The 23,923-nt window shown below is 44.8% G+C and carries 22 protein-coding genes; 10 read left to right on the top strand and 12 right to left on the bottom strand.

Features of this window, described 5'->3' with window-relative positions:
- Positions 1–61 precede the first annotated feature (61 nt).
- Both AB4185_RS03080 and AB4185_RS03075 read right to left on the bottom strand, forming a co-directional pair.
- Complete coding sequence (locus AB4185_RS03080) at positions 62–418, bottom strand: hypothetical protein (protein WP_017060329.1); 357 nt, start codon at positions 416–418, stop codon at positions 62–64.
- Between the two features lie 267 nt (positions 419–685).
- Positions 686–1,312, bottom strand: a complete 627-nt coding sequence (locus AB4185_RS03075) for a LysE family translocator (protein WP_017060328.1) — start codon at positions 1,310–1,312, stop codon at positions 686–688.
- A 209-nt stretch (positions 1,313–1,521) separates the two neighbouring features.
- Here AB4185_RS03075 and AB4185_RS03070 point away from each other — a divergent pair, with 209 nt between their 5' ends.
- The 3 genes from AB4185_RS03070 (at position 1,522) to AB4185_RS03060 (ending at position 3,665) form a co-directional block, all read left to right on the top strand.
- Positions 1,522–2,760 carry a DEAD/DEAH box helicase gene (locus tag AB4185_RS03070; protein ID WP_372134826.1) on the top strand — a complete coding sequence of 413 codons (1,239 nt, stop codon included), beginning with the start codon at positions 1,522–1,524 and terminating at the stop codon, positions 2,758–2,760.
- A gap of 253 nt (positions 2,761–3,013) precedes the next feature.
- Positions 3,014–3,235 carry a hypothetical protein gene (locus AB4185_RS03065; RefSeq protein WP_017057116.1) on the top strand — a complete coding sequence of 74 codons (222 nt, stop codon included), beginning with the start codon at positions 3,014–3,016 and terminating at the stop codon, positions 3,233–3,235.
- Positions 3,236–3,362: 127 nt separating this feature from the next.
- Positions 3,363–3,665 (top strand): thiamine-binding protein, encoded by a 303-nt coding sequence (locus tag AB4185_RS03060; RefSeq protein ID WP_017065764.1) that lies wholly within the window; start codon positions 3,363–3,365, stop codon positions 3,663–3,665.
- Positions 3,666–3,722: 57 nt separating this feature from the next.
- Here the strand turns inward: AB4185_RS03060 and AB4185_RS03055 are convergent, their stop codons facing one another.
- The gene (locus AB4185_RS03055) at positions 3,723–3,890 is read right to left on the bottom strand and encodes a hypothetical protein (protein WP_017060325.1); all 168 of its coding nucleotides are present in this window, start codon (positions 3,888–3,890) and stop codon (positions 3,723–3,725) included.
- Positions 3,891–3,999: 109 nt separating this feature from the next.
- Positions 4,000–4,263, bottom strand: a complete 264-nt coding sequence (locus tag AB4185_RS03050; RefSeq protein WP_372134824.1) for a DUF1289 domain-containing protein — start codon at positions 4,261–4,263, stop codon at positions 4,000–4,002.
- A gap of 188 nt (positions 4,264–4,451) precedes the next feature.
- Here AB4185_RS03050 and AB4185_RS03045 point away from each other — a divergent pair, with 188 nt between their 5' ends.
- The 5 genes from AB4185_RS03045 to AB4185_RS03025 all read left to right on the top strand — a co-directional run bounded on the left by AB4185_RS03045 (position 4,452) and on the right by AB4185_RS03025 (position 9,422).
- The gene (locus tag AB4185_RS03045; RefSeq protein WP_004734625.1) at positions 4,452–4,898 is read left to right on the top strand and encodes an META domain-containing protein; all 447 of its coding nucleotides are present in this window, start codon (positions 4,452–4,454) and stop codon (positions 4,896–4,898) included.
- A gap of 428 nt (positions 4,899–5,326) precedes the next feature.
- Entirely contained in the window at positions 5,327–6,493 is a 1,167-nt protein-coding gene (locus AB4185_RS03040; RefSeq protein ID WP_372134822.1) for an ABC transporter substrate-binding protein, read from the top strand.
- A 5-nt stretch (positions 6,494–6,498) separates the two neighbouring features.
- Entirely contained in the window at positions 6,499–8,199 is a 1,701-nt protein-coding gene (locus AB4185_RS03035) for an ABC transporter permease (protein WP_372134820.1), read from the top strand.
- Positions 8,165–8,815: an ATP-binding cassette domain-containing protein gene (locus AB4185_RS03030; protein WP_017065359.1), complete on the top strand. Its 651-nt coding sequence runs from the start codon at positions 8,165–8,167 to the stop codon at positions 8,813–8,815. The genes AB4185_RS03035 and AB4185_RS03030 overlap by 35 nt, the downstream gene beginning before the upstream one ends.
- Positions 8,805–9,422 (top strand): CDP-alcohol phosphatidyltransferase family protein, encoded by a 618-nt coding sequence (locus tag AB4185_RS03025; protein ID WP_017060320.1) that lies wholly within the window; start codon positions 8,805–8,807, stop codon positions 9,420–9,422. Before AB4185_RS03030 ends, AB4185_RS03025 begins: the two co-directional genes overlap by 11 nt.
- Positions 9,423–9,515: 93 nt before the next feature.
- On the opposite strand, the gene AB4185_RS03020 is transcribed toward AB4185_RS03025, so the two are convergent.
- From AB4185_RS03020 to AB4185_RS03005, 4 genes are all read right to left on the bottom strand, one after another.
- Positions 9,516–10,469, bottom strand: coding sequence for a class I SAM-dependent methyltransferase (locus tag AB4185_RS03020; RefSeq protein WP_372134818.1), 954 nt, complete (start codon positions 10,467–10,469; stop codon positions 9,516–9,518).
- Between the two features lie 8 nt (positions 10,470–10,477).
- Positions 10,478–11,176 carry a TIGR01621 family pseudouridine synthase gene (locus tag AB4185_RS03015; RefSeq protein WP_017060318.1) on the bottom strand — a complete coding sequence of 233 codons (699 nt, stop codon included), beginning with the start codon at positions 11,174–11,176 and terminating at the stop codon, positions 10,478–10,480.
- A 177-nt stretch (positions 11,177–11,353) separates the two neighbouring features.
- Positions 11,354–12,970 (bottom strand): methyl-accepting chemotaxis protein, encoded by a 1,617-nt coding sequence (locus AB4185_RS03010; protein WP_065583883.1) that lies wholly within the window; start codon positions 12,968–12,970, stop codon positions 11,354–11,356.
- Positions 12,971–13,158: 188 nt separating this feature from the next.
- The gene (locus tag AB4185_RS03005) at positions 13,159–14,592 is read right to left on the bottom strand and encodes a sodium-dependent transporter (protein ID WP_050546918.1); all 1,434 of its coding nucleotides are present in this window, start codon (positions 14,590–14,592) and stop codon (positions 13,159–13,161) included.
- Between the two features lie 366 nt (positions 14,593–14,958).
- On the opposite strand from AB4185_RS03005, the gene cls reads away from it, so the two are divergent.
- Complete coding sequence (gene cls / locus AB4185_RS03000; RefSeq protein ID WP_065583881.1) at positions 14,959–16,413, top strand: cardiolipin synthase; 1,455 nt, start codon at positions 14,959–14,961, stop codon at positions 16,411–16,413.
- A 188-nt stretch (positions 16,414–16,601) separates the two neighbouring features.
- A complete protein-coding gene (locus AB4185_RS02995) occupies positions 16,602–17,786 on the top strand; it encodes a cystathionine beta-lyase (protein ID WP_017065338.1) in 1,185 nt (394 codons plus the stop codon).
- Positions 17,787–18,030: 244 nt separating this feature from the next.
- On the opposite strand, the gene AB4185_RS02990 is transcribed toward AB4185_RS02995, so the two are convergent.
- The 4 genes from AB4185_RS02990 to AB4185_RS02975 all read right to left on the bottom strand — a co-directional run bounded on the left by AB4185_RS02990 (position 18,031) and on the right by AB4185_RS02975 (position 23,898).
- On the bottom strand, positions 18,031–18,597 hold the full coding sequence (locus tag AB4185_RS02990) for a DNA-3-methyladenine glycosylase I (protein ID WP_017065337.1): 567 nt from the start codon (positions 18,595–18,597) through the stop codon (positions 18,031–18,033).
- A gap of 76 nt (positions 18,598–18,673) precedes the next feature.
- On the bottom strand, positions 18,674–21,784 hold the full coding sequence (locus AB4185_RS02985; RefSeq protein WP_017065336.1) for an efflux RND transporter permease subunit: 3,111 nt from the start codon (positions 21,782–21,784) through the stop codon (positions 18,674–18,676).
- Positions 21,777–22,862, bottom strand: coding sequence for an efflux RND transporter periplasmic adaptor subunit (locus AB4185_RS02980; protein WP_029222096.1), 1,086 nt, complete (start codon positions 22,860–22,862; stop codon positions 21,777–21,779). The genes AB4185_RS02985 and AB4185_RS02980 overlap by 8 nt, the downstream gene beginning before the upstream one ends.
- A gap of 1 nt (position 22,863) precedes the next feature.
- On the bottom strand, positions 22,864–23,898 hold the full coding sequence (locus AB4185_RS02975) for an efflux RND transporter periplasmic adaptor subunit (protein WP_065583879.1): 1,035 nt from the start codon (positions 23,896–23,898) through the stop codon (positions 22,864–22,866).
- Between the last annotated feature and the right edge of the window lie 25 nt (positions 23,899–23,923).

Below are 23,923 nucleotides of genomic sequence, written 5' to 3'. Positions count from 1 at the left end.
TGTGAAAGTGCTGGGCTTTTTAATATCGGCTTGGATGAGTGAATCTAACTTTAAAAGCTTTCTATGCCACTCTGAGGCTAGCAAAAAACACTGGGTATCTTTGCCTAATGTGGCGTTGTTCAGACACCATATCTTTGAAGCTCGGACCTTGTGATAACTGAACGATCACTTCGTCACCTTCTTGTCGCAATACAGCACCGCTAATATCGATACTGTTGTTGTCATGCAACCTCAAGGTGCCGGCCATTGAAAAGCCACGATAAACCGGAATGATGTTACGCATCATCAGGCGTACACCCTTTTCAGAAACTTCGCTGACATGAAAAAGCTCATCCTTAATTCGCATCACCGGACGAGCCTTTTGAGGGTACTTTAAGCGGTAATATTTGCGTTTCTGGGTGAATGAATCTTCACGCATTGGTGACTCCCTGTCTCTGTTATTTCGGTCAAGCAATAGGCTGTAGCTTCAATTGGTCTCAAATAAACACATTCACCAAATTGATAGCTAATAATTATATCGACTTCCCGAGCTAATGCTTTAGAGATTTATACAGAGAAACACTGATTGCTTAGCATTCAGTAAAAAATGAGAACTGAATCGGAAATGAAAACTAAGATGGAAACGAGAACTAAGCCGGAAATGAACTGAACCAATAGCTAAAAACCCAATTCTTCGCATCGCACCCTAAAGCTGAAACAATGCCAACTGAATGCTGAAGCCCACGAATAGAATCCCACACACAATGTTCATCATTTGCGAGGTGCGCTTTTGAACTAACAAGCGCTTAAAGGTATCCGCCATTAAGATCACAACTAAGAACCACATCGACACCACTGACGCTTGAATTGCACCAAGTATCAAACTGTCTGTCACAATCGCATCTGTTGAAACAAATTGAGGGAATATAGAAAGATAAAACAGGACAATTTTAGGATTCAGTAGATTAGTGAGAAGCCCTTTGAAAAATTGCTTATAAAGCTTACTTCCCGATGCACTGACCACAGAGAGCACGCCCTCTTGAGCGCGCAGCGCCGCACGAAAATGGTTATACCCAAGCCAGACAAGATACAAAACCCCAGCCCACTTTAGCCCTTCAAAGGCCATGGGAGTGTTCGACAGTAATAAGCTTATGCCGTTAGCCGAGATAAAGGCATGAAAAAAGAAACCACATGACACGCCCAACACGTTCACAAATGCGAACAGCTTCCTTTGAGTTAAGGCTGTGCTTAATACCAACAGCGCATTTGGGCCCGGGATAATGGCAATAAAAAACACGATAACGATAAACAGCCAGATACTGTCCCAACTCATTTCGATCTCATTTCATGAACATTTTTAGGGCGGACATTGTACGTCCATTCAGTGCCATTACAATATGATAAACGCTTAATTATCGCGTATAGCTAACAGACACAATTCGCGCGTATAATGAATGTGTTTATCGTCTAACATACAAAACTGATTCTCTAACATTTGTAGCCCTGATAGACTCCACCTCCTTTTTGATACTTGGTTCATTTATGTCATTTGATAGCCTAACCCTTAACGCAAAAACCGTCTCCGCGCTCTCATCTCAATTCAATAAGCCGACAGAGATACAGCAAGCGGTAATTCCTACCATTATTGCGGGGAAAGACGTACTCGCATTGGCTCAAACGGGCAGCGGTAAAACATTGGCGTTCGGCTTACCTTTACTGAATAACATCAACCAAGATGTGAATGAACTGCAAGCACTGATCATTGTTCCAACCCGTGAACTTGCATCTCAAGTGACCAAATCTTTAGAACCGATCGCGACAACGCTCAATATCAAATTGGTAACGCTAACGGGCGGCGTAAATACTGATGATCGACAGCAACAATTATCGACTAAACCACAATTAGCCATCGCCACACCGGGCCGCCTACTTGCTTTAATCAAAAGTGATGAACTGGATATAGCTCGGTGTTCATCATTGGTTCTTGATGAAGCCGACCGCCTGATCGACATGGGATTTTGGCCAGATATTCAAGCGATTACTTCAGCACTACCGAGCAAACGTCAGTCACTGTTGTTCTCTGCGACACTTCCGCCCGAATTAGTAGGTCAGGCTGAAGAGCTTCTTTCAAATCCAGTTAAGGTCACGACACATCAAGAAAACAGCGTGGTCGCGGCTATTGAAGAAACCCTGTATTTAGTGAACAAAGGCAGTAAAGCTCAAGCGCTCATCGCACTACTCAATCAACACACATGGCCGCAAGTATTGGTATTTATTGGCGCAAAAGACAATGCCGATGCATTAACCAAACGATTGAATAAAGCCAAAATCAGTGTGAGTGCGTTACATGGAAATAAGAGCCAAGAAGAACGAGAGCAAGCATTAGAAAGTTTCAAAAATGGCGAGACTCGTGTGCTTATCGCGACAGACGTGATGGCTAGAGGCATTCATATTGATCAATTACCTGTCGTAATTAACTTCGAATTACCTTCTCACTCAGCAACTTACGTACACCGCGTTGGTCGTACAGCAAGAGCAGGAAGTACTGGCTGCGCGGTCTCTCTGGTTAGCCACAGCGAAACTGACTACCTCAATGCGATTCGCACCTTGACCAATAAGCCGTTAGTGCTGCAACCATTAGAGGGTTTCCCGGTTACCGACAAACCTGCATCTGAAGTGACCGCTCGCAAGCGTCCACCTAAAGATAAAATGGCCAATCGAAGAACAGCTAAAAAGAAAAGCATTAAGCAATTTAAAAGCAAACCAAATAGCTCTAAGTAACCAGAAATAACTCTAAGTAACCAGAAATAGAATGGTCAGCTCAGTTTGTACTGGGCTTTTTTATATGCAACAAAATACAAATTCACACCCAAAAACTTCCCTAAAGTTGCCAACTTAAATGACACTTTTGTGAATTATGATGCCAACGTATTGATTCTTGGTTGCTCAAAAAAAATACTCTTAAATCACGTTGACGCCCCTATATCTAGCAACTAGATTTTTCTATTAGTGTCTACAACAGGAGGTCATTGAAATGAAACGTGCTAGCTCTACATATCGATTACAACTGATTAAGGAAGTGGCAACTCGCCGAGATCGTCAACGTTCCAATGACCCGATGGCAAACTACATACAAACCCTAATAGATAATAAAGATGATTGTGATACTTCGGTTGAACGCAACCAGAGGTTCAGTGGCAGTCATTTTGATGAGCACATAGGTGGTTGGGTAAGTGACCACTGGGGTAACAAGTAGGACAAAGAGAGTAATCCAACCAGCATAATCGCTGTAGAATTCGTCTCCGAATTAACCTATCATCTGCAACAATTCCCTATCCTAGAGTAAGCAGAAAGTGTCTGAGTTAAAAAGAGAAAAAGAAGTGATGGTTGCCTTCCAAGTGATACCTCGCGTTAAAGAAGGCAACAACTTCGAAGTGGTTGATAAAGCCATTGAAGTTGTGAAAGCTGCCGATGTGCCTTTCCAAGTCGGTGCGATGGAAACTACGATGAAAGGTGAACTCAACCAATTACTCGATATCGTTAAAAAAGCAGAACAAGCTTGCTACGATGCAGGGGCGGTAGAAGTGATCACAAACATTAAGATTCACAGTAAAACCACCGAGGCCGATGATACATTTTGCACGTACCATCGTGGTGTAACGAAAGCGAATCACATGTTTGTTTAATCACATTTTTGTTTCTGAAAACTGAGCTTTAAGAAAGGCTCTGAAGAACCAGTGGTGTTATTGGAAAGGCATGTCTGAGAGGTGAGAAAGGATTTCCATTCGTTCTTCTTCTGACATCGAATGCCAATCACGCGGAGTCTCTTCAGGGTCATCTTTTGCCCCGATCGGTTTTCGGTCAAGTGCTTTGACTGGCTCTTTTTTGATTTTTACGTTCTTTTTATTCATACCGACACCACTCCTTCAGGTACAAAGGTACCTACTTTAATATTACACCCCAACCATTATGTAAAGTAATAGTTACTTCGGAGTTAAATAAAATCTAAATACTTCCTCTTTAGCCAAAAAGATCTCTTTGGGGACTGGTATTTCCCTCTTCATCGACCTGCTTACCAATCAAGTTTTTTTGATTCATTATTTTTCTTCTATAGCGCTGACGACACAGCTTTATCACGTGCAATTGTTCTGACGGTGTCATCGACATCCAATTAAAGCGCTCTTCTCTCTTGCGCATACAACCGTTGCAATAGCCTTTGTCATCGCTTGAACAAACCCCAACGCAAGGGCTTGAAACTTGGAAAAACTCTAACTGCTCCACCATGCCTCCTTACACATTCAAAATTACGCTTACTCTCTCAAAAATAAGCGATTAATTTGTCGCCTGGCTCGTGAAATCCATACTAAACTATGACCTTATACTGACACATATAGTGTTTTGTAAACTATACTTTGAACCCATCAAGTTACACTTATCCGGTAACTTCGTTCTTTCCTTTGGAGCCTTATAATATGAAGTTTAGTTCAAAAAAATTACTAGCAGTAGCCGCTTTACCTATGATGCTAGCAGCATGCACAACAACAGGTGACAACGCGATGCAAGTAACACCAACCGATCTACAGCACCATAATTGGGAACTTGCGCAAATTGATGGCAAGGACATTGTGAAAAGCGAAGACCAAGCAGCTCCTCGTCTAGAGATCGGCGAAAAGATGACTGCAAACGGCATGGCTGGTTGTAACAACTTCTTCGGTCAAGGCGAGCTGAAAGACGGTCAATTCCGTATCAAGCAAATGGGCATGACAATGAAAATGTGTCACGGCTCTGCGATGGAAATCGAACAATCGGTTTCTGCTACTCTAAGCGAGTGGAGCGACGTAACGCTAACAAACGATACGCTAGTACTGAAAAACGATGTACACACGCTAACGTACACAATTCGTGACTGGGTAAACTAATCCGTCATCGAAACCAAATACTGATTAAAGGAGCCTGATGGCTCCTTTTTTATTGTCAGCTTGCCCTCACTACTTCTTCAAAATTGACACTCATCGCCGACTTTTCGTACCAGCCTCCAATAAACCTCAAAAATCTCTCATTTAGATGCAATAAATTCAACGGTTCAGCGGTCTGTTGCTAGGATGGCAAAAGCCTAGAGTCTGTCGAGTTTTCGAGGTGATTACAGATCGAACAAAACTCAACCGAGAACTCCCTGCTTGTTCTCAAGTAATTGATTGAATTTACTGTTGAATTAGAATTTATTTCAGAAACAGATAGAATAACTATTAGGGCATGTTGATCTTTCGTTAACCACGAAGGGTCAACACGCCCTAGGGAGTTTGACAATACAATGCTCTTGCCCGTTCACTACCAAATGGAAAAGTTTATGAACAATATAGTAAGTACGTTAGGAATCATGGCAACCGTTGCATACAGCGCAACCATTTATGCTGATGAAGCAACATCCATCGACAGCTGGAACCAAATAGAACAGCAGGCAGAGGGAGAAACTGTCTACTTTCACGCTTGGGGCGGAAGCCAAGAGATCAATCGTTACCTACAGTGGGCAGGCAAGAAATTACAAAGTGACTACGGTGTCACGTTAAAGCATGTGAAAGTGACCGATATTGCGGAAACCACCACTCGACTGCTTGCTGAAAAAGCGGCAGGAAAGAACAGTGAAGGCAGCGTCGATATCGTCTGGATTAATGGCGAGAACTTCCGTTCGATGAAAGACAACGCGCTATTGTTTGGGCCATTTACGGAATCACTTCCAAATTGGCAGTATGTCGATAAGTCTCTGCCAATTGATGTCGATTTCTCAGAGCCGACAGAAGGCTTAGAAGCACCGTGGGGCGTGGGACAACTGGTGTTCATTCATGACCAAGAAACACTTCACAACCCGCCACAATCATTCTCTGAGATGTTAAGCTACGCTCAGGCTTTCCCGAACCGCTTAAGCTACCCTCGCCCACCAGAGTTTCATGGCACGAGCTTCATTAAGTCACTACTGATTGAACTAACAAACAATAACCCTGCGCTGGCTCAGCCGGTTTCAGAAGACAACTTCCAAGAAGTAACGGCACCACTGTGGGCTTACTTAGATAAATTCCATAAAGTGGCGTGGCGCGGTGGAAAGCAGTTCCCAGCAGGCACATCGGAAAGCATCCAACTTCTGGATGACGGACAGATCGATCTCGCGATTACGTTTAATCCAAACTCTGTTTATTCAACACAAGCCAGTGGTCGCTTAGCCGAAACCACTAAGGCTTATGCTCTAGAAAGCGGCGCTCTATCTAACATTCACTTCCTTGCGATTCCTTGGAACGCCAATGCAACCGCGGGTGCTCAAGTGACCATTAACTTCTTACTGAGCCCTGAAGCACAGTCTCGCAAGGGGGACCTCAATGTTTGGGGCGATCCTTCGGTTCTGAGCAGCAAGTACCTCACTGGCAGCGCTAAAAACACCCAGCAATTTAAATCGGTTGATGAACCACACCCTAGCTGGCAAAACGCGCTCGAGAAAGAGTGGCTTAAGCGATACGGTAACTAGTCTTCATGCTACGCGCTCTATATTTTGTTGTTATAGCTGTATGCATTATCCCGACCATTCCTGGGGTAGCGGGAGTCGTGGCTTCGTCACTGAGTTTCATCCCGCCCCTTGGTTTAGAGGAGCCGACACTCAACGGTTTTAGCCAAGTCTTTCAATGGGAAGGGGCTTGGCACTCTATTGGCTTAAGCCTAGGTTCAGCAATTGCAAGCAGCTATATAGCCTGCTTCCTGACCTTTTGTATTCTTCAAGCCTCTTGGGGAAACAAGTTTTGGAGAAAGATTGAGTTTACGCTATCGCCAATGCTTGCCATTCCACATGTAGCTTTCGCTATCGGCTTTGCTTTTCTGTTTAGTCCAACGGGGCTTGGCGCAAGAGCGGTACATCACTTGCTCGGCGAATCGGCTACCAGCTCTGAATTGGCGTTATTGGTGAAAGACCCATACGCGTTCGGCTTAATTATTATGCTCGCACTCAAAGAAGTCCCCTTCTTATTGCTGATGAGCATTTCGATACTTCAGCAAATTGATGTAGAGCGTATCACCAAGGTCAGTGCATCGCTCGGTTACAGCCGCGCTCAGATCTGGTGGAAATGTATTTTCCCACAATGGTTTACTAAGCTTCGTTTCCCAATGCTGGCGGTACTCGCTTACAGTGTCTCGGTTGTCGATATTGCTTTGATCATAGGCCCAACCAACCCGCCGACCTTTGCCGTTTTGGTATGGCAATGGTTCAACGATCCGGATCTTAACCTACTTCCGCGAGCTGCTGCTGGTGCCATCGTTTTGTTTGGTTTAGCTTCGTTGATCATCGCCTTGGCGCGTTTAGTTGAATGGGCGGTTCTTAAGTACTTTCGAACTTGGCAGTATTCCGGAAGAACAGGGGCAAACCTTCCGGGGAAAACGGTATTCACTGTCCTTGCTAGCCTTTCACTGCTGATCATTCCTTTAATGGTAATTTGGAGCGTTGCTCAGCGTTGGCGCTTCCCTGATTTACTGCCGAGCCGCTACAACATGCGCTTCTGGGAGTTCGAGTGGGATGCCATCATGAGTACTGTGGGTCAAAGCTTATGGATTGGTCTGATTGCCGCTTCAGTCGCTTTGTTGCTTGCGCTGGTGGCTCACGAATACAGAATCAAATACAAGTGGCAAGTTCCGGGCTTCATTATCGCTATTCCAATGCTAATACCACAGCTTTCAGTGTTGTTTGGTATGCAAGTCACGACCCTCTACATCGGCAGTAGTGCCTATGAGTTCTGGGTGATTTGGGCGCATGTTTTCTTTGCTTTCCCGTTCGTGTATCTGTCTTTGGATGGCCCGTGGAAAAGCTTCAATGATGGGTTGATTAAAGCCTCGCTGAGCCTAGGTAAATCGCCATTTCAGAGTTGGTATTCGATCAAACTACCAATCTTGCTTCCTGCGATTGCCTTTGCTTGGGCGGTCGGGATCAGCGTGAGTTTGGCCCAATACCTTCCAACATTAATGCTCGGCGCGGGCCGTATTAGCACGATCACCACAGAAGCCGTTGCACTTACCAGTGGTTTCGACCGCAGGGTGACAGCAATCTATGCCATTTGGCAGGCCTTGTTGCCTCTGTTCTTTTTCTCTTTAGCGATATTAGTCAGCCGACTTCAACTCAGATATCGCCGTCTTACTTTTAAAGGTTTCCTAAGTAATGAGTCTGTACCTCAACGACCTCGCCATCCGTAAAACCGATGGAGATTCGCTGTTCTCAGCGCTAAACGTCACATTAGAATCTGGCCAAATACTGGCTTTGATGGGGCCGAGTGGCTGCGGAAAGTCGACCTTACTGGATGCGATTGCTGGTCACTTAAGTGAAGAGTTTTCGTACTCTGGCACCGTTGTGTTGAACAATATTCAGCTCGACGAGCTTCCATCACATCAGCGTGAAGTCGGTATTTTGTTTCAAGATGACTTGTTGTTTCCGCACCTCAAAGTATGGGAAAACTTGGCCTTTTCGTTACCGAACTCTGTTAAAGGTTCCGCTCGCCAAAAACAAGCAATGGCTGCACTAAAAGACATAGAGCTAACTCACTTAGCTGAATCTTTCCCGGATCAAATATCCGGCGGTCAACGCGCAAGAATAAGCTTGACTCGTATGTTGTTAGCCAAGCCTAAACTCGCCCTGCTTGACGAACCGTTCAGTAAGTTAGACCAAGAGCTCAGAGCACAATTTCGCGATTGGGTCTTCGAACAGCTGACCAAAGCGAATATCCCTACATTAATGGTCACGCACGACGAAGCCGATGTACCTCAAGGGGCAGAAGTACTGTCTTGGCCATGGAGAAGTAACCATGCTGGATAAGTACTCCATTAAGGTCATTAAGTGGCCATTAAATCAGTCTGCTAAGTTATTAAACCAATTGGGTATCACGGCCAATCAAACCACGTTATTCGGATTTCTGATTGGGTGTTTAGCGTTTCCAGCGTTGGCATTTCAACAATATGAGTGGGCGTTAGGCTTCATTGTGTTTAATAGAGTATGTGATGGGCTTGATGGAGCCTTGGCTCGAATCCAAGGCATTAGTGATGCGGGCGGTTTCCTCGATATCAGCCTAGATTTCCTATTCTACTCGCTGATCCCTTTTGGATTTGTCATTGCCAACCCAGAACACAACGCCATTGCCGGTGCATTTTTGATCTTCTCTTTTATCGGCACAGGCAGCAGCTTTTTAGCGTTTGCGGTTATGGCAGGCAAGCGAGGCATTGAAAACCCAGTCTATAAGCATAAGTCTCTGTACTACATGTCAGGGCTAACCGAAGGCACTGAAACCATCGCTTGTTTCATCGCGTTTTGTATTTGGCCTCAACACTTTGCGGTTATCGCTTACACCTTTGGTGCAGCTTGTTGGCTAACCACGTTCATGCGTATTTATTTTGGTTTTCAGACACTAAAAAACCAAGCTAGTTAATAAATGAGTTAGTTTCTTGCACCTATAAAAACGCCGCTCATTGTGAGCGGCGTTTTCTATATTAGTATGGATAATGCCCGCTAAATCATGACATCAATCTTCAGCTGAAGCCGTGATTTTAAACCTCAATACCTTTAGGCTTGAATCAAGGTCGACATCGACAAACTCAGGCGGGTTGTCTAGGCGTTCAATAAACTCAACGCTTGGCGCTTCTTCTGCCATCGTCTCAATCAGGAAGTTTGGTGAGACTGCTGGTGAGTTCACACACGCAATCACTTCACCGCCTTCCGTTAGAAGCTCCGGCAAACGGCGTAAGATCTTTTTGTAGTCTTTAGTTAGGGCGAAGCTGCCTTTTTGGAACGAAGGTGGATCGATAATCACCAACTCATAAGGACCGCCCTTCTTGATTTTGCCCCACGACTTAAAGATATCGTAGCCAAGGAAGTTAACCGAGCGCATATCGTGATCATTCAGACGGTGGTTATCGCGGCCTTTATTCAACGAGCCACGTGACATATCCACATTCATGCACTGACGAGCGCCACCAGCGATAGCCGCGACAGAGAAACCACAAGTGTATGCAAACAGGTTAAGAACGTTCTTATCCTTGGCATTATCTTGTACCCACTGACGACCATTACGCATGTCTAGGAACAAACCGAAGTTCTGATTACGGCCAATGTCTAATTGGTACTTAAGGCCATACTCAACCACAACCGGAGAGTCATTCAACTCACCCCATAGAACCTCTGAAGGCGCACCATCGGCATAACGGTGTTGCAGAACAATGCTTGTGCCCTGCTTTGATTGCCAGATATCTTTGTTGGTGAGTTCAACCAATCCAGCTTTAAGAGATGACAAGAATTCATCGTCGACTTCTTTAAACACGTTAACCAGTAGCTGTCCATCAACCCAGTCACATGTCAGTTGCTCTAGACCAGGCCAAAACTTACCGCGCCCGTGGAAAATACGGCGTAGTTCGTTTGGTACTTCATTAAGTTGCTGTTCAATATGACTAAAAAACAGAGGTAAAGCTGATGCTTCCATTATTTCACTCACTTAGTGTTTAGCTTTGGCCAAGTTAATGACCAAGGTTCAAGCCAACTGTCCAAACCGTTCGACACGGTTTCTTGATGCCACTTCTCACCCAAGGAGTTTAGGCTTCTTGGATCGCAGACATATTCGTAGGCTTGTGATTGATAGGCAAATCGAATCGCGAAGGCATGCAGATAACCTCTGTCAGCCTCACTCGATGGATTATAAATAGGGTCACCAACAATGGCTGAGCCGATCGACTTCATCGCGACACGGATCTGGTGAGTTCGCCCCGTATAGGGTTTGCATAACAGCAGACGCTCACCGGGTTCAGCCGTTGCTGATAAAAACTGAGTAATCGCAGGGTTCTCTTTGGATGTCAGAAGTTTCCAACTTGAGCGTCGTGAGCGCTCCATGTCTCCTGAGATCAAACCTTGCTTTTTCTTTGGCTTCTTAGAACCGATCGCAAGGTAGTATTTCTCTACTTCACGCTTTGCAAATAGCTGTGAAAGCTCGCTCGCCGCCGACGCATTTTTTGCCAGCAGCAGAATGCCCGAAGTCATTTTATCTAGTCGATGAACGAGATACAGCTTAGGCTCATTAATTGCCTTAGCAACTTCTTGAAGCAACATGGTATCGCCATCGTCTTTGTGGACGCTGACTCCAGGGTGCTTATTGATAAGTAAAAAATCAGAGTGGTTCAGAAGAATATCGAACATTAAAGGCTAGCTCCATTGTAGAACGTGGAGTATACCTCGTCTGAACCCAGATTCCAGCTACGAAAAAGCCCAACTCACTCAATAAATATTGAATCGTTGGGCTTCTTTTCAGCAACTAGCGATCAGTGCGTGGTCTTTACTCGATTACCAATAGGTAAATAGAACCAAGCTACCGCTTTACCCCAGTTTAAACTTACCAACTAATGCTTCTAGCTCAGCAACCTTAGCGTTCAAGCCTGATGTATTTTCGGAGCTACGAGTTGCTAGCTGCAGAGATTGCTCAGAGATATCGCTAATCGCGGTAATGTCCGCTGCAATTTCTTTGGTCACAGCCGTCTGTTCTTCTGCCGCAGTCGCAATAGAGTTAACCATGCTTTGTACATTGCCCGCACCGCTCACAATCGCTTCTAGAGCCGAAACAGCACCTGAGCTTTGCTCAACACCAATCTCAACTAAACGACAGTTATCTTGAGTGTAAGTCACCGCTTCTTGAGTGCCCGATTGAATCGATTGAATGATGCCCGAGACTTCTCGTGTCGCTTTGGTTGTTCTTTCTGCTAGCGCTCGCACTTCATCGGCTACCACAGCAAAACCACGACCAAACTCGCCTGCACGTGCCGCTTCAATTGCAGCGTTAAGAGCTAACAGGTTAGTTTGCTCAGCAATGTCTTCGATTACCTTGATAACGCTACCAATCTGCTCACCGTGAGAACCTAGAGTATTCATTTGCAACGACATATCGCTCATTTGAGTCGACACTTGTTGAATACTCGCCACCATCTCAACAATCACGTTGCGGCCATCTTCTGCAGAGGTTTCTGAGCGACGTGCTTCTTCATAAGTTGAAGTACCTTGCTGCGCCACTTCAGAAATGGTCAAGCTTAGCTCTTCAGCAGCCGTTGCAATCAAGTTAGCTTTGTCTGCTTGAGCTGATGCACCAGTAACGATGTCTTGGCTAATAGAAGAGAGCTCCCCTGTCACCGATTGGACTTGGTGAGTCACAGACGAGATTGAACCTAATAGGTCTACTAGTGATTTCTGCATCTGGTTAATCGACTTAGCCAGTTCAGCCAATTCATCACCAGAATCATCAATAATGTCGCCTGCCGTTAGGTCACCATTTGCTACACGTCGTGCTACTTGTTCTACACGAGTAAGACGATTGGTAATAGAGCTAGACAATAGATACGCAATCACACAACCAAAGACAATCGCAATAGCAGACAACACCATGATAGTGCGCTCGATGGTAGTAAACGTGTCGGTTAGTGTCAGTAGTGACTGTTCTGTATCTGCGCGCTCACTTGCTGACGCTTGATCCAGTAAGTTCTCAATAGGGATAAGATTGCTCTCATACAAAGATCGTAGCTGTTGAATATTGGCTAGTAGCGCAGCTTCATCATTGATCTTCGGCACAAGCTTTGATTCAAACTCTTGAGTGAAACGCCCCATCAGGTCTTCAATTCGCTGAATACGGCGGTGGTCTTCCGAACCTCTACTCTCCAAACGCTTAGCCTGCTCGATAGCTTGAGCAAATTCGTTCTTGCTGGTTCGATAATCATTGAGTGCGTTATCAACCAGTGTAATTGCACCAAGCGCATCTCGGTATACATCACCCGCTTCATCAATCAGTACCAGGTAGGTAACAGTACCCGGAACATCGTCCATTCTAATTTCATCTGCGCTCTGGTGCGCGCCGATAACTTCTATCCATACAATACTGACTAACGTAACAAGCACCGCCAATATAGAGCCAAAACCGGCATACAGTTTCTTTCTCACTGACAATTTCACACAACACCTACCTAAATTAAATACCGATCAAAAATTCTTGATATTCAATATATCGGCTAGGTGACGGATAACTTTAGTGAATGTAATGTTTTATTTTTTGATAAGAATTAAGTATTTGAATAAAAAAACGGGAGCCATTGGCTCCCGTTTCTTAACTTACTTTAGCTCGCGATTGTAGCTTCTTAAAACTATAGCTTCTTAGAGATAAGCGCAGAGCCAGCAATAATACCAATACCTAGTAGCATGATTGCACCTTTACCGCTGTCGAAGCCAGAAGAGATACCCATGAATGCAACGATTGCGATAGCTACTGGGATGATGTACTTAACTAGCGTGTACCATAGACCGAATAGTGGGAAAGATACTTCACCATCGTTAGTGATTTCTTTCTCTAGGTCAGCACGGTTTAGTCTCCAACCAGCGAAGATACATACCAACATACCGCCAACCGCTAGGAAAATCTTATCCGTTAGTAGGTCGAAAATGTCGAACGCGCCAGTATCAAACAGTGTTGGACCGAAGCCGCCAAGTGATAGAGAAGCGAAGATACATAGAATCGCCATTACAACACTTGCAGACAGTACCGCTGTTACACGCTTCATGCCTTTCTCATCGATTAGGTAAGAAACCACAACTTCAAGTAGAGATACTGAAGATGTTAGTGCCGCAACACTCAAACCAACGAAGAACATAAGAGCAAATAGAAGACCAACTACGCCGCCCATTTCAGCGAATAGCTGAGGAACAACAACGAATACTAAACCAGGGCCCGCTGCAGGTTCCATACCGAACGCGAACATTGCAGGGAACATTGCAACACCAGCTAGAATAGCAACACCAGTATCCATTGCGGTTACCATTGCTGTTGTCTGAACTAGGTTCTCTTTCTTCTTAAGGTAAGAACCGTATGTCATCATACAACCCATACCAAGACTTAGAGAGAAGAATGCTTGACCTAGAGCGGCTAGGATTACATTGCTGTCTACTTTAGAGAAGTCAGGACTGAATAGGAACTCAAGACCAGCCATCGCGCCCGGAAGCATAATGCCTTTGATTGATACTACAATAAGGATAATGAAAAGAAGCGGCATCAGGATCTTACCTGCTTTCTCAATACCACCAGAGATACCTTTCATAACGATAACAACGTTAAGTAGTAGGTATAAGCCCATCCACATTAGTGGTTGAACTGGGTTTGAGATAAAGCCACCAAAGCTATCACCAATTGCTTCTGGTGCGTCTAGAAGACCACCTGCAATTTTACCGATGTATGCGATTGACCAACCGCCTACTACTGGGTAGAAACCCATGATAAGTAGACCACTGAATACGCCGATAACGCCAGCGAACGTCCAACGACGGTCAGTTGTTTTAAATGCACCTACTGCTGATTTTTGCGTATGACGGCCAATCGCAAATTCAGTCAGCATGACACTGAAACCAATAAAAATTACAAAAAACAGGTAAATGGCAACGAATGCACCACCGCCACTTTCGCCTGCTGTGTATGGGAATTTCCAAATGTTACCTAAGCCAACAGCAGAACCTGCTGCAGCCATTACGAATCCTAACTTCGAACCCCAGGTATCGCGGGGTGTTGTGGTTGTATTACTAGTAGCCACGTGTACTCCAAACTTTTGTGTTATGTGATGTTGTGTTTTGCTTTGGGTGGCGTCTTTAAAAGGAAGGTGTATAAATAAATTTACACACCTAAAAGATTTGATTGACGCTCGTTGTCTAGCAAGTAAACCAGTTTAAGAATAAAATTGGAAGAGCATACCGTACAAATTTCGTTAAAGATGTAAATTTTTATGGTTAAATGCCGACTTTTCATACAAAACAATCGTTTTCTTCTTAAGTTGACCAAAACTTAACAACTTTAACCTATTTACATCTTTTGCTCTATTTTGTAAATAGTTGAATCCTTAAATTCCCATATACGTTAAATAGCATTACTATCTAAGTGTCTCTTTTTTCGAGTATTCAATGTGGATAAGCTTTATCATTTTTTAACTTTGGCCTCTGTTGTTTTGTACTGGGTTCTCGTAGCCGGTGTGACGTTTCGTGTTGTACTAAAACGACGCTCTGTCAGCGTTTCTCTTGCTTGGCTAATGGTTATCTACATTATCCCGATTGTTGGTGTAGCTTGTTACTTCCTTTTTGGTGAGCTAAACCTAGGCAGAAAAAGGGCTGAACGCGCTCATCGTATGTTTACCCCTTTCGGCGACTGGTTCCGTCAATTGAATGATTGCCAACTTCACCAACCAGGGAAAGTCGGCTCCCCTATCCATAAGATTGACGAGCTTTGTAACAATCGAATGGGCATCCCTGCACTCAGTGGAAACACTCTATCGCTGCAATCTTCACCAAACGAGATCCTACACGCAATTATCGAAGATATAGAAAATGCACAAACCAGTATCAAGATGGTTTTCTATATTTGGCATCCAGGTGGCCTGACCGATTCGGTTGCCTCTGCGCTGATTCGCGCTGCAAAACGTGGCGTAGATGTTAAAGTTTTGCTCGATTCAGCCGGTAGCCCTCGCTTTTTCAAAAGCCACTGGCAGTCAATGATGAAGGACGCAGGCGTTCAAGTCGTACAAGCACTAGAAGTGAGCCCATGGCGTATTTTCTTACGTCGCCTAGATTTAAGACAACACCGCAAAATCATTGTGATTGACGAGACTATCGCCTATACGGGTTCAATGAACATGGTCGATCCTGCTCACTTCAAACAAAGTTCCGGCGTTGGTCAGTGGATTGATGTAATGGTCAGAGTGACTGGGCCAACCGTTAATGTGTTATCCGCTATTCATGGCTGGGATTGGGAAGTTGAGACTGGTGAACGCATTCTCCCTGATATACCTGAATGCCCAGTTGAAGAAATCATGACACATCATCCGGTTCAAGTAGTGCCGTCTGGCCCTGGCATGCCGGAATATTTGATCTTACAAGTACTGACCATCGCCATCAATCAAGCGAATCATTCTGTACGTATTACTACACCTTATTTTGTGCCAAGTGCTGACTTACTCGAAACACTTAAGATGACAGCTCAACGCGGCGTAACTGTAGAACTGATCATTCCACACAATAACGATTCACTAATGGTTAAATGGGCTTCTCGTGCGTTTTATACCGAGTTGCTTGAAGCTGGCGTAAAGATCTATGAATTTTACGGTGGCCTTCTTCATACCAAATCGGTAGTGATCGATGAAGAGTTTTGCTTGATCGGAACCGTCAATATCGACATGCGCAGTTTGTGGCTCAACTTTGAAGTAACCCTTGCCGTTGACGACGTACACTTCACCAAGCAATTGTTTGATTTACAGCAATCCTATATTGAATCATCTCATCCCGTGGAATTAGAGCAGTGGGAACAGAGAAATTTACGTAACCGCTTCTTTGAGAGACTGTTCTATTTATTCAACCCGTTGCTCTAATACTCCTCGCTCGCCGACCACCATTGGCAACGAATAGTATCTTTGCGATCGCTTTTTCACTTTTCATCACAAATCGAGGAAAAGTTAAAAAGCAAAAGAAAACGTTAAAAACTCTCTCTTCCCTCTTGCTTTGATGGCTACTCGCATGTTTTAAATAGGACATAACCGATTGATAAGGAATTCACAGCATGTCCGAGAACAAAACCACTAAACTTATCACTGCCGGTCGTGATAAGAAGTGGACCAATGGTGTTGTTAACCCACCAGTACAACGCGCTTCAACTGTCGTATTTAACTCAGTAGAAGAGAAGCGTAAAGCTACGATTAACCGCGCTAACAAGACCCTTTTTTACGGACGTCGTGGAACCAACACTCATTTTGCCTTCCAAGATGCGATGGTTGAAGTAGAAGGCGGCGCGGGTTGTGCACTGTACCCGTGTGGTACAGCAGCAATTTCGAATGCCATTCTCTCTTTTGTAGAAACAGGTGATCATATTTTAATGGTTGACACCTGCTACGAACCTACTCGTGATTTCTGTGACACCATCATGAAAAAGATGGGGGTAGAGACAACTTACTACGAGCCAACGATTGGTGAAGGTATCCAAGACCTTATCAAGCCAAACACTAAGGTGCTGTTTACTGAGTCTCCAGGCTCTGTCACCATGGAAGTGCAGGATATTCCAACACTAGCGCGTATCGCTCATGAACATGACATCATCGTTATGCTAGACAATACTTGGGCGGCTGGCGTGAACTTCTCACCGTTTGATTTTGGTGTTGATATCTCGATTCAAGCAGCGACCAAATACATCGTGGGTCACTCTGATGTGATGCTAGGTACGGCAGTCGCCAATGAGAAATGCTGGGATCAACTAAGAGAGCAAAGTTACTTGATGGGGCAATGTGTCTCACCTGATGATGCTTATTTAGGGCTTCGCGGCATTCGTACTCTTGATGTGCGTCTACGCCAACACGCAGAAAGCAGCTTGAAGGTCGCAAAATGGTTAGAGACTCGTCCTGAAGTTAACCACGTTCGTCACCCTGCTCTTGAGTCTTGCCCAGGCCATGAATTCTTCAAACGAGATTTTACTGGCGGTAATGGCTTGTTCTCTTTTGTACTAAACAACTCTAATATCAAAGCGACGACAGCGTTACTTGATGGAATGACACATTTTAGTATGGGTTACTCTTGGGGTGGATTTGAAAGTTTGATTCTAGCTAACGAACCAAGCAGTTTTGACAGCTTGAGAACTGTTGCCAATCCTAATTTCGAAGGTACCTTGATACGTGTTCATATTGGGTTAGAAGATGTTGATGACCTGATTGCTGATCTAGAGGCGGGATTAGAACGTTATAGCGCTCTGATTTAATCTGAGACGATAGGTCTAATATGCAAAAAAGGCAGGATATTCCTGCCTTTTTCTGTTTAAAGCATAACTCAAAATACTCATATTCAGATACTTCAGCTCATAATACAAACCGCTCATAGTCCAGAAGCTTTCAAAGCCAATATTGAACCTTAAAGCACATCTACTTAAAGATCTCAGAGCGATGAAAAAATGGCTATGAATTTTTCAATTTCTAAGTGATTGTTCCGCTGAAATAAATAACACTTTATTTGTGTGGGCAACCGACTAAATGATCATTGACCATACCTGTTGCTTGCATAAATGCGTAACAGATTGTTTCTCCTACAAACTTAAAGCCTCTCTTCTTCAAAAACTTACTCATCGCTTTAGATTGCTCGGTAGAAGCGGGAACTTGAGACATCTCAGTCCATTGATTCACGATCACTTCATTATCAACAAATTGCCATAAGGCATTAGAAAGAGAGCCGAACTCTTTCTGTAATTCAAGCGTTGCTCGTGCATTGTTGTATACCGAAGCAATCTTACCCCTGTGTTTAACCACATCGAAGTTTTCAATGATGTGCGGCACGTTGTCTTCATTCAGCTCAGCTAGCTTGTTTAGATCGTAATTATCGAACGCGGCACGATAGCCTTCACGCTTTTTAAGGATCGTAATCCAACTCAGACCTGCTTGAGCGCCTTCTAAAGTAATGAACTCAAACAGAACTTGGTCATCATAAACAGGCACGCCCCACTCTGCATCGTGGTACTCCCTTTCAAGCTCATGTTTAAGCGCCCATGCACACGTTCTATCCACTGTATTCGCTTCCATTTCGATAGTCTCTTTTAGTAATCGTACATAAAAATAATGCCCCAATTAGGGGCATTATTTCAAAGGTCAGTTGACGTTAAGCCACTTCAATTTTATGGAACAAACGATACAGCACAGGCACTACGATTAGCGTGAGTACAGTCGCAAAGCCTAAACCAAACATGATGGTTACTGCCATTGGTTTGAAGAAGATATCCGGTAGTAGAGGGATCATACCTAGAATGGTGGTAATCGCCGCCATACATACCGGGCGAACACGACTCAGAGCCGCATCAACAACCGCTACATACGGATCTTTACCAGATTTCATCTCAATCTCAATTTGATCAAGTAGTACGATACCGTTCTTCAGAAGCATCCCAGATAGACTCAAGAAGCCCAACAGCGCCATAAAGCCGAATGGTGTATTCAAGGCTAGCAAGCCTGTCGTCACCCCTATCAACGCCAATGGAACCGTTAACCAAACGATCAGAGGCTCTTTCACCGAGTTAAACAAGAACACAGTGATTAAGAACATGAACAAGTAACCCAGAGGCATGGTTGTGAACAGTGACGCCTGTGCATCTGCTGACGACTCATATTCACCCCCCCATTCCAATGAGTAACCCGGAGGCATCTCAATCGCTTCAATCTGTGGTTGTAAGCGTTTCTGTAGAGTTGAGGCCGTCTCTTCACCCAATAGATCAGGATCCGCCATTACCGTTAGCATACGCTTACGGTTCTTACGGATGATCAGTGGATCTTCCCATTCTAGCTCGTAACCTAACGTTACTTGTTGAAGTGGGATGTACTCACTTAATGCTGGGCTCCAGATCTTCATGCCTTCGATGTTACGAATATCGACACGCTCGTCTTCAGGCAAACGAGCCACAATCGGCATTAACGTTGTACCATCACGATACACACCAATCGACTTACCAGAGAAAGACATTGCTAGGAAATCATCAACGTCAGATTTAGTAATACCATAACGACGCGCTTGGCTTTCATTGAACTGAGGCTCTAATACCTTAGTTCTTTCACGCCAATCGTGACGAACGTTAAATGCGCCTTCATCAGCACGCATGATGTCCATCACTTGTGCAGCGATTGAACGTAAAACCGTTGGATCAGAACCCACAATTCGCGCTTCAATTTTCGCACCGCCACCAGGACCTAATTCGATCTGTTTAAGCTTGTAGTCAATCTCTGGGAACTGACCATTTACATGTTCACGGAAGCGTTTCATTAGCCCTTCAAGTACTTCATAACTTTTCACACGAACCGTTATCTCGCCGTAAGCGCTATAACTTTTCTCTGGCGCATAAGTCAGCATGAAACGTTGCAGGCCTTTACCCGCGGTTGTCGTGATATGTTCAACTTCGTCCTGCTCAGCTAGCCAACTCTCAAGCACTTTAAGCTTGGTATTGGTCGCTCGAATATCGGTACCTTCTGGCATCCACACATCCACTTGGAACATAGGTGTGGTTGAAGACGGGAAGAAGGCTTGCTTAACGAAACCAAAACCGTACACACTCGCGCCTAAACCAATAATCAGAACAAACATGGTTAACCAAGCACGCTTCATACAGAACTCAAGGAAGTTTTTGTAGATAACAAAAACCATCCCGTTGTATGGGTCCTTACCTTCGTTATCTGGATCGACCTTCTGACCTTTAAAGAACATGTCGGCAAAGAACGGCGTGAGCGAGATGGCAGTAAACCAACTCAGCATCAAGGAGATCAGTAGCACCGTGAACAATGTGCCACAGTATTCGCCTGTTGAGTCTTCAGATAAACCAATTGGAGCAAACGCAGTCACCGCAATAACCGTCGCACCAAGCAGCGGCCATTTGGTTTGGGTTACGATATCGGTGGCGGCCTGCATCCGGGTTCGCCCCTTCTGCGTGCCGATCAATATCCCTTCCACCACCACAATGGCATTATCCACCAGCATCCCCAAGGCGATAACCAACGCGCCCAGTGAAATACGTTGTAGGTCGATCTTGAAGTACTGCATGAAAATGAATGTACCGAATACGGTCAATAGCAGTATCAAACCAATCAATAGGCCCGATCTTAGTCCCATGAAGAACAGTAACACCACGATTACGATCGCAACCGCCTGCCCTAAACTCACCACAAATCCGCTTACCGACTTGTCTACCTCTTTAGGTTGGTTATAAACCTCGGAGATGTCGATGCCGACGGGTTGTTGATACTTTAGCTCGGCCAATCTTCGATCAAACGCTTCACCAACCGCTACTACGTTCACGCCTTGCGCAAAAGAGACACCAAGGTTAAGTGCGAGCTTGCCGTTATAGCCAATGATGTTACTTGGCACTTCAACATAACCACGAGTTACATTCGCCACATCTTTTAAATAGATGAGACCTTGAGCACCACCTTCTGTCAGAATTAAATCGCCAAGCTGCTCAACATTCTGGAACTCACCCGTTGGATGAATTCGAATGTATTCGTCGCCAATTCTTACCGCACCCGCACTTGATACAATATTTTGAGTCGATAAAAGATTAAATACCGTGCTTGGAGACAGACCTAAGGAGCTTATCCGCTTCATCGATATCTCAATGAATACTTGCTCTTGTTGTTGACCAGAAACGGAGACTTTACTGACCCCATCAACCAACTCTAGCTCTCGCCTTAGGTAATCAATGTAATCCAGCAGCTCTTTGTAGCTATAGCCATCCCCCGTCACCGCCAGCAAAATACCGTAAACGTCACCGAAATCATCGATGACTTGAGGATCATTGACGCCGGGTGGCAGTTCAACCTTGAGATCATTCACTTTTCGGCGAAGTTCATCCCATATTTGCGGAAGATCATCTGGGCCGTAGTTGTTCTTCATCGTCACCGTTACCTGTGATAGGCCGCGGCTAGAGATAGAGTTCACTTCGTCCACATAGGTAAGTTGTTGAATCGCTTTTTCTAGTGGGTAAGTAACTTCTTCTTCAACTTGTTGAGGTGTGGCCCCTGGGTAAGAGGTCACAACCATCGCATCTTTGATGGTAAAGGCAGGATCTTCTAAACGACCCAAGCCGAAAAAGGCAGAGACACCACCAATAAGAAAGATCAGAGATAGCATCCAGCTAATGACTTTGTTACGTATAAAGTAAGAAGCAACACCTGTGATCTGATCATCACCCTGTTGATCGTCATTTTGGGGCTTGTTATTTACTTCACTCATTGTTCGTCTCCTGAGACAATACTTCCACTGTCATCCCATCTCGCAATCGCGATACGCCTGCAACAACGACATGCTGCCCCATTTCTAATCCTTTCATGATCTGCAATGTTTTCTGATTGGCTTTTCCTATTACGACTTGCTGTTTTGAGACGGTACTGTCGTCATTAAGCACCCATACATAAGAGTTCTGGCGCGTTAAATCATCGCCATCCGCATTAAACACAGCTTCGATTGGGATAAGTACCCCAGCTTTTAACTCCAAGCCGATATCTCGCCCATTTGACGTCACCTCAACGGCCATACCATCCAGAATCAAATCATCTTCCGGCATAGGTAGAGCAAGCGTCACCGTGAACGTGCCCGTGCTTGGGTCAGGTTCAGTGGTAAACTCCTTAATAGCCGCCGTGTATTCATTGCCACTGGGTACTCTTACCACAGCCTCAACATTCGATAACAGCTGTTCGCTAGGCTGATTCACGTAAATCTGGTCAGGCAGTTGGATAACAACCTCAACATCCTCGACACTGTGAATGTTCACGACCTGCTGGCCTACCTGAATATTTTCATATTGATCGACACTGACACGAGAAATGATCCCATCAACAGGAGCACGAAGCTTAGTGAACGACAAGCGCAGTTTTGCGAGTTCCAGCTCGGCATAAGCGATCTGGCGTTGAGCAGCAATTTCATCAAACTGTGACTTCGCCAATAAGCCTTTCTTCACTAGCGGACTTGAACGTCTGTATTGGCTGTTAATTACCGTGTAACGCGCCTGAGCATTGTCGACATCCAGTTGATAATCGGTAGGGTCAAGCTCTGCAATGATGTCTCCTTGTGAAACACGCTCACCTTCTTTCACATCAAGCTTATTGATTTCACCAGCGACTCGAAAGCTGAGATGAGCCTTCTCGGCAGCGTTTGCAACCGCTGGGAAATAGAGTTTGTCGCTAAAGTCGATGACTGAAATCTCGATAGCTTTAACCAAGGGCGTGTTATTCACTTCTACAACTTGTTTATCTTCACAAGCCGTAAGTAAAGCCAAACACGACAGTCCAGCGGCCACTTTAAGTGTTTTCATGTTATAGCCCCCTTTCCTTGATCCACTCTCGAACTTTAACGCCCGGTTCAAGACCATTAACACCAGAAGTTACGATGCGATCACCATCGTTCAACCCTGAAACAATATGGCGCTTTTCATCGATGATGATTGCGACATTTTCAACAATACCGTCGCTATTCACGCGCCACACAGAGACATCATCGCCATCAGTCATCATTGCTGATGTGGGAATTTTTGTGGCGGCTGCTAACGCTGAAACTAAATGAACTGTGCCTGACATACCCGGCAAAATACCAACATCGGTGGGTCTTTCCATTACCATGGTGACTTTGTACGACCCGGTTTTGGGATCCGCTTCAGTATCAACTTCTTGGAATGCTAAAGCGTAGGAGCTACCAGGGAAAGCATCAAAAACCATGGTTGCATCCGTCTCAAACCCTGAAGAAAAGCGCGTGATAAGTTGGTCGGGTAATAAGAATACGACTTTGAGGATTTGATTCGTTTGAATATTCATCACGCCTTGTTTAGCCGCAATGTATTCATGGTTTTCAGCAGGAATGATGGAGATAGTACCATCGTAAGGCGCAACCAAAGTGGTATAACGTAGGTTGGCTTTTGCTTGGTTAAGCACCGCTTTAGCAGAATTATGATTAGCTTTCGCTTGGTCGAAGTCTTGCTCAGATACGACGCGATCTTTGCGCAACTTAATGGAACGTTGGTATTGAACATCGGCAAGCTTAAAGTTGGCTCTCGCTTGCTTCTCTAACAACTGATATTCGTCAGGATTAAGCGTTGCAAGCCCATCACCTTTGGTAACCTGTTGACCAGATGTGACATCGATAGTCTGAAGTAGCCCTGGAACACGAAATGCCAGTACTGCTCTGTCACCAGCTTCTGTGGTGGCTGGAAAGCTACGTTCAAAAGCATTACTACCGACGGAGACAGTGAAGAGTTTGGCGGGTCTAGAATCAGGTTCAGGTACGGGAGGAAGCTCCTTACCACACCCAGACAACCCAGCTAAGGCTGTCAATAGGACAACGGAGGCTCTATACATTAGTGATCATCCATAACTATAAATA

This window comes from Vibrio sp. 10N.286.48.F5, from assembly GCF_041469785.1.
GTDB classification, from domain to species: Bacteria; Pseudomonadota; Gammaproteobacteria; order Enterobacterales; family Vibrionaceae; genus Vibrio; species Vibrio crassostreae_C.
This window is presented reverse-complemented; position numbering and strand designations above follow the sequence as displayed.